Raw genomic sequence first — 12,487 nt, forward strand, 5'->3', positions numbered from 1 at the left:
GTCAGCTTTCAGTCGTTGCAGGGGAGGCGCTACGGTTGCGCCAGGCGCGCCAGACGCTCTCGCCGGAATACACCACCAGCGCCGACCAGATCGCGGCAAAGCCGATCAGCCGGTCGCCGCTGAACGATTCGTTGTAGAGCAGGACACCGAGCGCCAGTTGCAGGCTGGGGCCGATGTATTGCAGCAGGCCCAGCGTCGCCATCGGGATCCGGCGTGCGCCGGCGGCAAACAGCAGCAGCGGCACCGCAGTGATCGGACCGGCCGCCATCAGCAGCCATTGCGATCGGGTAGGCGCATCGAGGAAGGCGTTTTGCTGATGCAGGGTCAGCCACACCAGCGCGGCCAGCGCGAATGGAAATAGCAGCAAGGTTTCCAGCGATAGCCCTTCGAGCGGCCCGAGTGTTGCGGTCTTGCGCATCAGGCCATAAAAACCGAAAGACAGCGCCAGCGTCAGCCCGATCCATGGCGGCTGGCCGGTGATCCAGGTCAGCCACGCGACGCCGGCAGCCGCCAGGGCGACTGCAAGCCACTGGACCCCGCGCAGGCGTTCACCCAGCACCACGTAACCAAGCAGGACATTGACCAGCGGGTTGATGAAGTAACCCAGGCTGGAATCGATGATGCGGCCATTGTTGACGGCCCAGATATAGGTGAACCAGTTGGTCGACAGCAGCACGGCGCTGAGCAAAAAAGTCGCCAGTACCTTGGGCTGGCGCACGGCATCGGCCAGCCATGACCATTGCTTGCGCCAGGCCAGCACGCACAGCAGGAACAGCAGCGACCAGACCATCCGGTGCAGCATGATTTGTGTCGGGGCAATACTTTGCAGGGCTTTGAAGTAAAGCGGGAGCAGGCCCCAGATCACGTAGGCGGTGGCGGCGAAGAGCATGCCTTTGCGCATGGAGGAGAGTCCCGGTAGTAGGAGCGCGCGGCAGTGCGGGCAGGGGCGCAATTATGCCACCGCAGAGGGCGCTCCGGTGGCTGTTGACCTGCTTATCTCCGGCGCTATTCGGGTGCCTGAAGCACTTGCCGGCGGGCAGTGCCGGCCGGGTTAGCTTTTCTTGCCATGGGCACCGCTTTCGGATTGTGCCGGTGCTGTCGTAGCGGGGTCGCCAAGATGGCCGGTTGTAGCGTTGCCTGCATCCCGTCGACCTGGAACACACTGATGGCATTGACCAGCTTATCGGCCTGTTCCTGCATCGACTCTGCGGCCGCAGTGGATTGTTCGACCAGGGCGGCATTTTGTTGCGTGCTCTGGTCCATATGCGTGATGGCCTGGCTGATGTGGTTGATACCCACGGTCTGCTCCACGCTGGCGGCGGCGATTTCGCTGATGATGCCGGTGACACGGGCGACGCTGGCAACGACTTCATCCATTGTTGCACCCGCCTGCTCGACCAGCCGTGCACCGGCATCGACCTTGTCGACCGAGTCGCCGATCAGACTCTTGATTTCCCTGGCGGCCGACGCGCTGCGCTGAGCCAGATTACGTACTTCGGCGGCTACCACGGCAAAACCACGCCCTTGTTCGCCGGCCCGGGCGGCTTCGACGGCGGCATTGAGCGCAAGAATATTTGTCTGGAAAGCAATGCCATTGATGACGCTGATGATGTCGACGATCTTCTTGGCGGAGGTGTTGATGGAATCCATGGTCTCGACGACCTGCGAGACGACCAATCCGCCTTTGCTCGCCACAGCCGATGCGGTGACCGCCAGATTGCTGGCTTCGCGCGCATTGTCGGCATTCTGCTTGACGGTCGCGGTCAGTTGCTCCATCGACGAGGCGGTTTCTTCGAGTGCACTGGCCTGCGATTCGGTGCGCTGTGACAGATCCCGGCTGCCCATCGAGATTTGCCGCGATCCGGTCGAGATCGCCCCCGACGACGCGCTGATCTCGCCGATAATCCTGGCGAGGTTGGCGATGAAGATATTGAGCGAATCGCCGAGCATGGCGAATTCGCCTTGCATGGCTGGAAGTCGCTGGTTCAGGTTGCTGTCGCCTGAATTGAGATTGTTTACTGCCAGCAAGACGCGACGGATATTGGCGGCAATTGTGCGGATGGTCACCAGCGCGAACAAGCCCAGGCAAATGCTGGATGCCAGCAACGCCATCAGGATGATCTGTTCGGAATGGGCTGCAGTGGCCTGCGACGCCGCGCTGGTCTCCGCGGTATTTTTTTCAATCAAGGCGGAAAGGGATGCCATTTCCCGCTCCAGTGCTTCGAAGGTCTTCATGAATTTGTCGAATTCGATGTCCATCGCTGCCGGCTGATCAAAGGCGACAGCCACCGCTAGCTGGCTCTCTTTCAGATAGGTATCGACCAGCGGACGTACCTTGGCGATCGATGCGGTAATGTCTGCCGGCAGCGGCAAGGCTTCATTGTTTTTCAGTGCGTCAGTGAAGGAGGACATGTGTCCGGCCAGCGCTTGCTCGACGTCCTTGCGCTGATCCATCTTCTTTTTGCTGCCGGTCGACATTGCCAGCAGCACGTCGCCGCGCAAGGCGTCGTGCATCATGTCGGCCTGCATGTGGTTGCGTAATGCCGCACTGACTGTCGCATTGTCCTGCAATGCCCCGGAAACGGTCCGTTCTGCCCAGATGCCGGAACCGCCCACCAGAGCAGTGAACAGGAGGCTGATTGCCGTCATTAAAATCAAGCGCCATGTAATGGTCATTGTCAGCTCCTGTCCGGTGACTAGAATTTGCTGGAAAGCCCGACGGTCCATGTCAGGTTCGCGGTGTTTTTGTTGAGCCCTTTGTAGAGCGCCGTATCGATTTGCCATGTTGGCGAAAGCAGATACGCCATGCCGACATCAAGGGTGGCGACCGTGCCGCCATGCCGGGAGCGGGCAATTTGCGGCAAGGCAATTTCGACGAAAACACGGGTTTGCTCGCTCAGTGATTTGCCGAGGACGGCGGCGAAAATGCCGTTCCAGCTGCGTTCTCCGTTCTGGTCCTTGTCGAAGGTCAGGCCGGGCATGACACCCAGCGACAATCCTGCAGGTAAGTCCCATTCGGCAACCGCGCGCAACGAAGGGCGCAAGCCGCTGCCGCGGAATGCTGCCGAGCCGCTGTCGAGATCGACATGGGCCAGTACGCCGACCGACGGGCTGGTGCCACTTTCATCCATCACGTGCCACTTTGCGCCTATCGATGTATCGGCATACCCGCGGTCGGTGGTGCGCGTTCCTTGGGTCAGGTCATCGGTGCGCTGGACGATACGGCCATCGGTTTCCACGCGCAGTTCCCATGTCGCACCGGTACCGATGCGCAGCAGAATCGGGGTGGTCATGACGCGTGTTTTATTGGTATCGCGCCGGGTCCGTTCGAGGGCGACGCCGGTCTCTGCCTGAAACCGCCCCTTGCCGACAACATCGCTCGATTCGACGAAGTCAGGACGGTCTGTGACGATGACATCTTTTTCTTCGGCAATGGCGATGCTGGCGAGCATCATCAGCAAACCGCTGAATAAGGCATTACACGACGAGCAAGTTTTTTTTTGCATTGTGAATTCCCTTTTAAAGGTCAATTTTTGCTGAAAAAAATCGCGGAAATATCGGGCTGGTGCTTTCCGGTAAGTCCTTGCAGAAATGTACTTTAAAGAAATAGTGACTGATAACAATAGTGCTTATTTGAGATGCTACTTTTAGATTTTGTTGTTTTTAAAATTGCTTCTCCAGTAAAAATTCACCTCTGCAGACGCGTGATTGCTGAGTTGGAATGACGCAGAAGACGCGACCGTCGGCGTCCTATCGCGGCACAGGCTAGCCCGTTACAATGCGGCTTCATTTTTAACGCTGAACTGAGCTTTCCATGACTGACACCATCCGCCTGGCCAAACGCGTCGCCGAAGAACTGGCTTGCTCCCGCACTGAAGCCGAACAGTTCATCGAAGGTGGCTGGATTACGGTCGATGGCGTCCTGACCGAAGAAGCCGGCGCGCGGGTCACGGCGGAGCAGGCGATCGTGCTGTTACCCGATGCGGTGCCGGCACCGCTGGACCCGGTGACTATCCTGCTGCACAAGCCGGCCGGCATGCGCACCATAGACGCGATCGATCCCGAACAAGGCTGGATCACGCCCGCAACACTCGGCCCGGACGACCGCTCCGGCCTGCGTTTTTTGCGTCGCCATACCAAGGCATTGACGTTGACGAGTCCGCTCGAAGACAGCGCCAGCGGTTTGCTGGTGCTCACGCAGGATTGGCGCATCGAGCGCGCGCTGGTGCAGGAAGCCAGTCGCATCGAGCAGGAATTCGTCGTCGAAGTCACCGGCTCGCTGGACGCCGCCGGTCTGGAATTGCTGCAGAAGGGCTTGAAGTGGAATGGCAAGCCGATTGCCTCAATGAAGGTCAGCTGGCAAAGCGAGCACAAGTTACGCTTCGCGATCAAGGCTGCCGAGCGCGGCCAGATTCCTTATTTGTGCGAGAAGGTCGGCTTGCAGGTGGTGTCGATCAAGCGGATCCGCATCGGACGGATGTCGATGGCGGCGTTGCCGGTGGGGCAGTGGCGGTATTTGTTGGGGTATGAACGGTTTTGAGGACGCTTGCGCGGGCACAGGATGATCGTGGCCGTGTGCATGGTCAGTCCTGCGGCGGAGTGCTCCCCGGTGACCGGAACGGATATACGAGCTGCCCCAGATACGTTTCCGGTGGCTGGAAATGCGCCACCCAGTAATGCTTCGGCCAGCCTTGCGGCAGATGCACAGTACCGAACAGGACATCCCATACCGGAAGAAACTGCGCAAAATTCTTGTCGATGCCGTCGGCGTCAGTGGCATGGTGCCAATGATGGTACTGGGGCGTCGATATCGCCCGGTGCAGGCCCGGAAAACGCCATCGCAAGTTTGCATGAATGAACACCGCATGGAAGCGCCAGAGCCAGGGAAGCTGGTGAAACGCACGGTGGATCCAGTACGTGGCAAGGTCGACCACGGCGATCATTTCGACGAATTGGAGCCAGAGCGGTTGGGCTGCGATGGCTTTCTGGAAATTCAGTTGCACGACTCACAAAAACAGCATCTGCGCCGGAAGCAAGGCAGCCAACGACAGCAACTGGACACCGGCAAGGCGCACAAAAAAATGTTTCAGGTCGGTCTGCCCTCTCTGGCGCAAGACCTTTTGCCGTTGTAGCCAGAACAGCGCCTCGGCCGGAATGAAGATCAGCCCCAGTACCAGCAGCTCAAGGACAAAGTAGTCCAGACCAGCGGCCCAGGAGCGCATGCCGCCGACGTTGATTGCGGTAGCCTGCGCGCCACCCATCAGCATCGCCACGATGCCAAAGCCCATACCTGTCAAGCCATAGCGACTGCTTCGGGCACACACTGCGCCTAGCGCCCCTGGTGCAAGCGTCGCAAAAATACTCGCCTGCAGGATGCCGCGGCATAACATAAATCCTCGGCAACCACGCCAGCAGGAGCGCTTTGGAAGTGGCTTCGACGACGCTGATGTCGGCCAGGCCATCAGCGGCACTGGCCGAAGGCGCAATGCGCATGCCTTTTGCAAAATGCGTGCCGTTGGCCACGACCACCATGGTGAAAAATCCCTCGCGCCAGCGCTGGCCGTCGAGGCTCACCCCGGCCCGTTGGAGTGTGTAATTCACGAGTTCGCGCAGTGCTGCGCCGAGAAAGGTACCTACGTTCCGGTGGCGCCACGCATTGACACGCGCCGCCACCATCGCCGTGATGCCGGGTGATGTCCCGTTGATGAAATAGCGTGAATGGGCACCGGATTGCAGGTGCAGTACGTCCAGAGGAGTAGGGCGATCGTCGAGTGCCTGCGTCAATGCGGGCATCGGTCGGGTGTCGAACCCGAGTCCGCGTGCCCGGGACACCGTGAAGCGTTGCGCGCGCCGGCCAGCATCACGTTCAAGGTCAGGTGCAGCGTTCCATCGCCCCCAGTACCACCACGCGGCGAATGGCCGGTGTCAGGGCGGCATGGATGGCATTGCACGGCAGACCCGGCATGCGGTCGCACAACAACGACCAGACGCGGTTGGTGCGCCCTGACCCTGCATGGGGATCGACGATGAACAGAACATATTCCATTGTCGCAACGGTCTGCCTGCCCGGCTCAGGCCACTAGCGCCTGCGAATGGTTCCGGAGTCGCTCTGCGTGAGAAGCGAAGAGACTCCTTCACCTGCGATACCTACCTGAAGTCGACCATGGTGACCGGGAATGAAGGACGCGCCAATCGCCGGATTTATTTGCGACCGGTACGAACAACGGCGCCCGTCGCCTTGCTTACCGGCCGCGCCAGTGCGCTCGGGGTGCGCGTTACGGCACCGCCGTCGCGTGGCTTGTTCTGGCCGAACTTCTTCGCCAGCTTTTCCGGGCTCGGGGTTTCGCGCCGGCGCTCGATCGCCATCAGGCCGGGTGTCGGTGCCGAATAGCGCGGTACCAGATGCTTCTCGCCACTGCCGATCAGGTCGGATCGGCCCATACGTTGCAAGGCCTCACGGATGATTTCCCAGTTATCGGGATCGTGATAGCGCAGGAAGGCCTTGTGCAATTTGCGGACTTTGCCGGTGCGGACCGTCTCGACGGTTTCCGAATCGGCAGTGACCTTGCGCAGCGGATTTTTTCGGGTGTGGTACATCGTCGTGGCCAGCGCCATCGGCGTTGGCATGAACGATTGCACCTTGTCCAGGCGGAAGTTATTTTTCTTCAGCCAGAGTGACAGGTTCAGCATGTCTTCATCGGTGGTGCCGGGATGGGCGGCGATGAAGTACGGGATCAGGTATTGCTCCTTACCGGCTTCCTTCGAATACTTCTCGAACAATTCCTTGAACTTGTCATAGGCACCCATGCCCGGCTTCATCATCTTCGACAGCGGGCCTTCTTCGGAGTGCTCGGGCGCGATCTTCAGCAAGCCGCCGACGTGGTGGGTCACCAGTTCCTTTACGTATTCGGGCGAGCGCACGGCGAGGTCATAGCGGACGCCGGAGCTGATCAGGATTTTCTTGATGCCGGGAATCGCGCGGGCCTTGCGATACAGCTGGATCAGCTTGCTGTGGTCGGTGCCGAGGTTCGAGCAGATGGTCGGGTAGACACACGACAGGCGCCGGCAGGATTCCTCGATGCTTTTTTCCTTGCAGGCCAGCCGGTACATATTGGCGGTCGGTCCACCCATGTCGGAAATATTACCGGTGAAACCTTGGGTCTTGTCGCGGATCAGTTCGATTTCGCGCAGGATCGATGGCTCGGAGCGGCTCTGGATGATGCGACCCTCGTGTTCGGTGATCGAGCAGAAGGTGCAGCCGCCGAAGCAGCCGCGCATGATATTGACCGAAAACCGGATCATGTCCCAGGCCGGAATCTTGGCCTTGCCGTAGCTCGGATGCGGCGCACGGGCGTAGTTCATGTCGTAGACACCGTCCATTTCGTCCATGGCCAATGGCAGCGGTGGCGGATTGAGCCAGACATCGCGCTCGCCGTGTGCCTGCACCATCGCGCGGGCATTGCCGGGATTCGATTCAAGATGGAATACCCGCGACGCATGGGCATACAGCACCGGGTCATCCTTGATGGCGTCGTAGCCGGGCAGGCGGATGACGGTTTTGTTGCGGATTTCTTTCTGGGCCGCCTGGCGCTCTTCGCGGCTCAGGATCAGGATTGGCTTGGCCACCACAGTCGGCTCGGCGTTGGCGGTGCCGCAGCTGGTCGGCTCTTTGGTTTTCATTTCGTACGGATCAGGATGAGCTTCGACGCGGCCGGGCGTATCGACACGGGTCGAGTTGGCCTCGGTCCAATCGTGGGCCGGCAACCAGCCGCGCGAGACCATGAAGGCCGTGCCGCGCAGGTCGCGGATCGCCTTGATCGGTTCGCCGGCGGCGAGGCGATGCGTCAGGTCGACGAGGGCTCGCTCGGCATTGCCGAACAGCAGGATGTCGGCTTTCGAATCCGGCAGCACCGAGCGGCGCACCTTGTCCGACCAGTAATCGTAATGGGCGATGCGGCGCAGGCTGGCTTCGATACTGCCGATGACGACGTTGACCTCGGGATACGCTTCGCGCACGCGCTGGGCGTACACCACCAGAGCGCGGTCAGGCCGCTTGTTGGCTTCGCCATGCGGCGTGTAGGCGTCATCGGTGCGGATCTTGCGATCCGACGTGTACCGGTTGACCATCGAATCCATGTTGCCGGCCGTGACGCCGAAATACAGGTTGGGCTTGCCCAGTGCACGGAAGGCGTCGACGGAGAGCCAGTCGGGCTGCGCGATGATGCCGACGCGAAAGCCCTGGGCTTCCAGCAAGCGGCCGATCAATGCCATACCGAAGCTTGGATGATCGATGTAGGCATCGCCGGTAACCAGAATCACATCGCAAGTGTCCCATCCCAGGACATCCATTTCTGCACGCGACATTGGCAGGAAAGGGGCGGGTTTGCCAGGCGCAGGGCGGTTGGCAACATGGTGAGCGGGATAGGCGAAGAGGTTTTTCGGGGATTCCATAAGCGATGCGTCCGCGCACGAGGCGGTACTGGGGTCCAGGTTGGGAAGCGCGCAGTATGACAGCTTTACTCCGGCGCGCGTTGGCGGTTTTGAGCAAGGTAGTCAATCCGCGGCTTTGTTGCTTGACGATAAGGTAATGTTAGGTTCTACTGCGCCCACGCACGGCGTATGCCTCTGGATGAGGCAGTTGATTACGCGGCATCGCCAGGTCACAACCACCTTCCGCCCGAGGCACGCCCGCATGACGTTCTCTAATTTCCTCGTAGGCTGTTTGCGTACGGCGCTCATGACCAGCGCGCTATTGTGGGCGGGCTGGGTGCATGCCGAAACCGTATTGCGTGTGCTTACCTGGCCGGGTTATGCCGATCCGGATGTGGTGTCAGCATTTGAAAAGAAAACCGGTGCGCGTCTGGAGGTCACTTTCGTCAATACTGACGACGAACTGTGGAGCCGGTTGTCAACAAATAACGGCGGCGACTTCGACGTGTTTGCGGTCAATACGGCGGAACTGCAGCGTTATATCGACAAGGGCCTGAGTGCGCCGCTAGACCTGGCTAGCATCCCTAATCAGGCCCGCCAGCTGCCGCGTTTTCGCGATATCGCCGCGATTCCCGGCCTGATGCGCGGCAAACGCTTGTACGCCATCCCATTTACGTATGCCGAGATGGGGCTGATCTACAACCGCAAACTCGTCAAGCAAGAGCCGGCGTCCATGGAGGCCATGTGGGATCCGCAATATCGTGGCAAGGTGCTTGCCTACAGTGGCAGCGTGCACAATTTTTCCGTCGCTGCGATGCTCGACGGCAGTAAAAATCCTTTTCGGCTGAGCGCTGATGAGCTCCGCGCCGCCAGCCGGCGGCTGGTAGGCTTGCGCCGCAACGTGCTGGCGTTCTATTCCTCGCCTGAGGAGGCGGTCCAGTTGTACCTCGGGAATGACGTCGCGCTGGTCTTTGCCAACTTTGGTACTCAGCAGTTGCAGGCGCTGCGGGCAGCGGGTGCGGATGTCGGTTACGTGGTGCCGAAGCAGGGCGTTCTGGCATGGCTGGATTGCTGGTCCGTCACCGGACGGGCCCGTTCGCCCCAACTGGCGGCGCAATGGATCGATATGACCTTGCAAGCCGATGTCAGTGCCCGTTTCAGCGAGCGGCACGGGCTCGCCAATACGGTCACGGCGACGTCACTGAGCAATGCCAGCGATAAACTGACCTGGCTGGAGCCAGCCGAAGATGCGGATAAGCGTCATGCGCTATGGACAAGAATATTGTCCGGCGATGTGTTGCAGAAATTTTAACCATCATGCGCCTCGGAGTCGGACTCAAATTAGGTATCTGGTTAGCACTGTTCGGTATTTTGTCGACCGCATTGACCGGTTACTACGCCTATTCGCAAAGCCGGAAATTGCTGATCTCTGCAGCGGAAGACAAGCTGCTGACAGCCACCGAGGTGCTTGGACAGCGCTTTGTCGATAAACTCATTCCCGTTACTGAAGACCTCGGCATGCTCGCCGCGTTGTCTGCGATGGTGGCGTTGACCGATGGGGTTGGTGGTGCAGACGCGGCAATACGCCACGAGGCCAAGTTGCAGGAGGTGTTTGCGAGCATGCTCAAGTCGCGTATCGATTACGTGCAGATACGTCTTATCGGTGTCGCCGGGTTCGGTCGTGAGGTGATTCGTGTCGACCGTACCGGAGCAGGTATTGAACTGATCGGCAATGACGATCTGCAAGAAAAAGGGCATCTTCCGTATTTTTTTGAGGCCGCCAAAGTCGCTGCGGGGGAGTTCTACTTTTCGAAGATTAGTCTCAATCGTGAACGCCACTGGCAAGCCGGCGTCGACATGCCGACCTTGCGGATCGCCAGCCCGGTGCGCGGTAGCGACGGCAAGGTATTCGGCATCGTGATTGTCAACGTGGATCTTGATCGCCTGTTTAAGCGGATACGCAGCAACCTGCCGCGCAATATCGACCTTGTCCTGACCAATGATGAGGGGGACTACCTGATCCATCCTGATCAGCGCAAGACCTTCGGTTTTGAACGCGGGCGACGCATCCTGATCCAGAACGATATCGGGGCCATCAAGGTCCTGCTCAAACCGGGACCCGTCAGGCATTTGCTGACCAGGACCAACAGTGCCAACAGCGATGAGGTCAATGCCGGTGCTTTCATCCGCATGCCTTATGGCAGTGCCGAGCAGCATCATTTTGTTTTGCTGGGATTGCAGATTCCGCTTGATGTGGTTCTGCACGATAGCGAATTGCTCGGTATGACGATCATCCAGATTACGGTGTTATGTAGTCTGGCGGCGGTCTGTCTGTCTTTCCTGCTGTCCTTCGTGCTGGCCAAACCGTTCAATGCGATCGCTGCTGCGGTCAAGCAATTTGAGGCCGGCAACGTAATCGTTAATTTACCCACCGGGCGCGCCGATGAAATTGGCTATCTGGCCCGCAGCTTTTTGCAAATGAGTAAGCGGCTCAGCAGCCAGGTCGGTGACTTGCAGGCTCGCGAGCAGCATTTGCAGCATCTGGCCCATCACGATTTATTGACTGGCCTGCCCAATCGCGCGATGTTCCAGCACGTGCTGGCCACGATGATCGACAAGGCGCGAGGCGAGGATAGCCGCTTTTGCTTGATGTTTATTGACCTTGACAAGTTCAAGCAAGTCAACGACCAGCTGGGCCACGTGGTCGGTGACCAGGCCCTGCAGCTAGCGGCATTACGGATGGGGGCCTCGGTGCGCGGCGACGATCTCGTGGCGCGGCTGGGCGGGGATGAATTCACAATTCTGGTGAGGAACTTCCGGCACGAATCCGATGTGACTGCCATGGCGCAAAAGTTGATCCATGTCTTTGATCAGCCGTTTGCGGTCGATGGTCACGAATTCGAGATGACTTGCAGTATTGGTATCAGCATGTTCCCGCAGGACGGAAAAGACGGCGACCAGTTGCTCAATGCGGCCGACGCTGCAATGTACCGTGCCAAACTGGGGACGCGCAGCCGGGTCGAATGGTTCAGTGATCTGTCGCGCGGCGCCCCATAAAAAAGCCGCCCGGCAGAGCGGGCGGCTTCTGGATCAGCGCAGCAAGGTCAGTTCAGTTGCTGTATGCCTGCCAGCACCCAACCACCCTGGCCATTGCGCGGCTTCGACAAGTTCCAGACTTCGCTGAATGGCTCGGCCGGCATCGTCTCGGATTCCTTGATCATCCCGGAAAACTTAACGCTGGCCAGATGGTCGTCGTCGATGATTTCCATGCCCAGCAATTCTGCATCGAGCTGAACCACATCGGTGTGACCTGCCGACGGGCCGCGTTCCTGGATTTGCAAACGCAGTTCGGCAAACATTTCGGGCGTCGTAAATTCACGGATGTCGTTGATGTTGGCGCTGTCCCACGCTGCCTGCAAGCGCACGAAATAGGTTTTCGTGTGGCGCACGAAGCCGGTCGTATCGAAGTCTGCCGGTACACCCCATGGCGCTTGTGCGCTGTTGCTTGTTGCACTGCCAGCACTGTTGCCACCGAAACGATTGTCGGCAACAGGATCGATGCGCGAACCGATATCGGGAGTAAATCCGGTTTTAGCGGCGCCGGCGTAGGCTGGCTGCGAACCGCTCTGTTCGGATTTACGCTTGAACATCCGGTAGATGAAGAAGCCGGCGGCTGCCAGCAAGCCCACCATTAACATCGTGCTGATCATGCTGGCCATCGCGCCACCCAGGCCCATACTCGACAACAGTGCTCCCAGTCCCAGTCCAAGCAGGGCCCCGCCCAACATGCCACGCCATGGGCTGGCTGGCTTTGGCGGAACGGCTGCCGGTGATCCCGGGCGGGCAGTGCTGTTGGCGGCCGACTGCGACGGCGCTTGCCGGCTGACCCCTTGTGATTGCTTGCCGAACGATCCGCCGCCACCCATGCGCTTTTGCGCTTCGGCTTCGGTCGCAGTGACGGCCAGTGATGTCATGACAATCATCATGGCAACAAAAAATTTCTTCATGATTCCTCCGGAAAAATAATGTGCTGTGAGAGGCGGTCACAGCAGCCGTG

General features: G+C 59.4%; 12 protein-coding genes. 3 read left to right on the forward strand and 9 right to left on the reverse strand.

Translation table 11 applies throughout. The features are described from left to right. Nucleotide 1 precedes the first annotated feature (1 nt). The 3 genes from rarD to RHM62_RS10245 all read right to left on the reverse strand — a co-directional run bounded on the left by rarD (nucleotide 2) and on the right by RHM62_RS10245 (nucleotide 3,506). Nucleotides 2-901, reverse strand: coding sequence for an EamA family transporter RarD (gene rarD / locus RHM62_RS10235; RefSeq protein ID WP_322122013.1), 900 nt, complete (start codon nucleotides 899-901; stop codon nucleotides 2-4). A 104-nt stretch (nucleotides 902-1,005) separates the two neighbouring features. Then, on the reverse strand, nucleotides 1,006-2,676 hold the full coding sequence (locus RHM62_RS10240) for a methyl-accepting chemotaxis protein (RefSeq protein ID WP_322122014.1): 1,671 nt from the start codon (nucleotides 2,674-2,676) through the stop codon (nucleotides 1,006-1,008). Nucleotides 2,677-2,696: 20 nt separating this feature from the next. Then, nucleotides 2,697-3,506 (reverse strand): transporter, encoded by an 810-nt coding sequence (locus tag RHM62_RS10245; RefSeq protein WP_322122015.1) that lies wholly within the window; start codon nucleotides 3,504-3,506, stop codon nucleotides 2,697-2,699. Nucleotides 3,507-3,814: 308 nt separating this feature from the next. Here RHM62_RS10245 and RHM62_RS10250 point away from each other — a divergent pair, with 308 nt between their 5' ends. Then, a complete protein-coding gene (locus RHM62_RS10250; RefSeq protein ID WP_322122016.1) occupies nucleotides 3,815-4,540 on the forward strand; it encodes an rRNA pseudouridine synthase in 726 nt (241 codons plus the stop codon). A 43-nt stretch (nucleotides 4,541-4,583) separates the two neighbouring features. Here the strand turns inward: RHM62_RS10250 and RHM62_RS10255 are convergent, their stop codons facing one another. The 5 genes from RHM62_RS10255 to RHM62_RS10270 form a co-directional block, all read right to left on the reverse strand. Then, complete coding sequence (locus tag RHM62_RS10255) at nucleotides 4,584-5,003, reverse strand: sterol desaturase family protein (protein WP_322122017.1); 420 nt, start codon at nucleotides 5,001-5,003, stop codon at nucleotides 4,584-4,586. Nucleotides 5,004-5,006: 3 nt separating this feature from the next. Next, nucleotides 5,007-5,288 carry a hypothetical protein gene (locus RHM62_RS10260; RefSeq protein ID WP_322122018.1) on the reverse strand — a complete coding sequence of 94 codons (282 nt, stop codon included), beginning with the start codon at nucleotides 5,286-5,288 and terminating at the stop codon, nucleotides 5,007-5,009. After that, nucleotides 5,182-5,793 carry a diacylglycerol/lipid kinase family protein gene (locus RHM62_RS19055; protein WP_416172251.1) on the reverse strand — a complete coding sequence of 204 codons (612 nt, stop codon included), beginning with the start codon at nucleotides 5,791-5,793 and terminating at the stop codon, nucleotides 5,182-5,184. The genes RHM62_RS10260 and RHM62_RS19055 overlap by 107 nt, the downstream gene beginning before the upstream one ends. 79 nt (nucleotides 5,794-5,872) lie before the next feature. Further along, a complete protein-coding gene (locus RHM62_RS10265; protein ID WP_322122019.1) occupies nucleotides 5,873-6,046 on the reverse strand; it encodes a hypothetical protein in 174 nt (57 codons plus the stop codon). Between the two features lie 155 nt (nucleotides 6,047-6,201). Further along, complete coding sequence (locus RHM62_RS10270) at nucleotides 6,202-8,364, reverse strand: YgiQ family radical SAM protein (RefSeq protein ID WP_322125381.1); 2,163 nt, start codon at nucleotides 8,362-8,364, stop codon at nucleotides 6,202-6,204. 328 nt (nucleotides 8,365-8,692) lie between these two features. Between RHM62_RS10270 and RHM62_RS10275 the strand changes: the two genes are divergently transcribed. Beyond that, nucleotides 8,693-9,742 carry an ABC transporter substrate-binding protein gene (locus RHM62_RS10275; protein ID WP_322122020.1) on the forward strand — a complete coding sequence of 350 codons (1,050 nt, stop codon included), beginning with the start codon at nucleotides 8,693-8,695 and terminating at the stop codon, nucleotides 9,740-9,742. A gap of 5 nt (nucleotides 9,743-9,747) precedes the next feature. After that, nucleotides 9,748-11,487 (forward strand): diguanylate cyclase domain-containing protein, encoded by a 1,740-nt coding sequence (locus tag RHM62_RS10280; protein ID WP_322122021.1) that lies wholly within the window; start codon nucleotides 9,748-9,750, stop codon nucleotides 11,485-11,487. Between the two features lie 47 nt (nucleotides 11,488-11,534). Here the strand turns inward: RHM62_RS10280 and RHM62_RS10285 are convergent, their stop codons facing one another. After that, entirely contained in the window at nucleotides 11,535-12,437 is a 903-nt protein-coding gene (locus tag RHM62_RS10285) for a Tim44 domain-containing protein (RefSeq protein ID WP_322122022.1), read from the reverse strand. Nucleotides 12,438-12,487: the final 50 nt, after the last annotated feature.

Source organism: Actimicrobium sp. CCC2.4 (assembly GCF_034347385.1).
Taxonomy (GTDB): domain Bacteria; phylum Pseudomonadota; class Gammaproteobacteria; order Burkholderiales; family Burkholderiaceae_D; genus Actimicrobium.

Bases quoted from the DNA above. Each gene is read 5' to 3' on its own strand.
- rarD (WP_322122013.1), bottom strand. From the start codon at position 901: ATGCGCAAAGGCATGCTCTTCGCCGCCACCGCCTACGTGATCTGGGGC.
- RHM62_RS10285 (WP_322122022.1), bottom strand. From the start codon at position 12,437: ATGAAGAAATTTTTTGTTGCCATGATGATTGTCATGACATCACTGGCC.
- RHM62_RS10280 (WP_322122021.1), top strand. From the start codon at position 9,748: ATGCGCCTCGGAGTCGGACTCAAATTAGGTATCTGGTTAGCACTGTTC.
- RHM62_RS10260 (WP_322122018.1), bottom strand. From the start codon at position 5,288: ATGGGCTTTGGCATCGTGGCGATGCTGATGGGTGGCGCGCAGGCTACC.
- RHM62_RS10275 (WP_322122020.1), top strand. From the start codon at position 8,693: ATGACGTTCTCTAATTTCCTCGTAGGCTGTTTGCGTACGGCGCTCATG.
- RHM62_RS10245 (WP_322122015.1), bottom strand. From the start codon at position 3,506: ATGCAAAAAAAAACTTGCTCGTCGTGTAATGCCTTATTCAGCGGTTTG.
- RHM62_RS10265 (WP_322122019.1), bottom strand. From the start codon at position 6,046: ATGGAATATGTTCTGTTCATCGTCGATCCCCATGCAGGGTCAGGGCGC.
- RHM62_RS10240 (WP_322122014.1), bottom strand. From the start codon at position 2,676: ATGACCATTACATGGCGCTTGATTTTAATGACGGCAATCAGCCTCCTG.
- RHM62_RS10250 (WP_322122016.1), top strand. From the start codon at position 3,815: ATGACTGACACCATCCGCCTGGCCAAACGCGTCGCCGAAGAACTGGCT.
- RHM62_RS19055 (WP_416172251.1), bottom strand. From the start codon at position 5,793: ATGCCCGCATTGACGCAGGCACTCGACGATCGCCCTACTCCTCTGGAC.
- RHM62_RS10270 (WP_322125381.1), bottom strand. From the start codon at position 8,364: ATGTCGCGTGCAGAAATGGATGTCCTGGGATGGGACACTTGCGATGTG.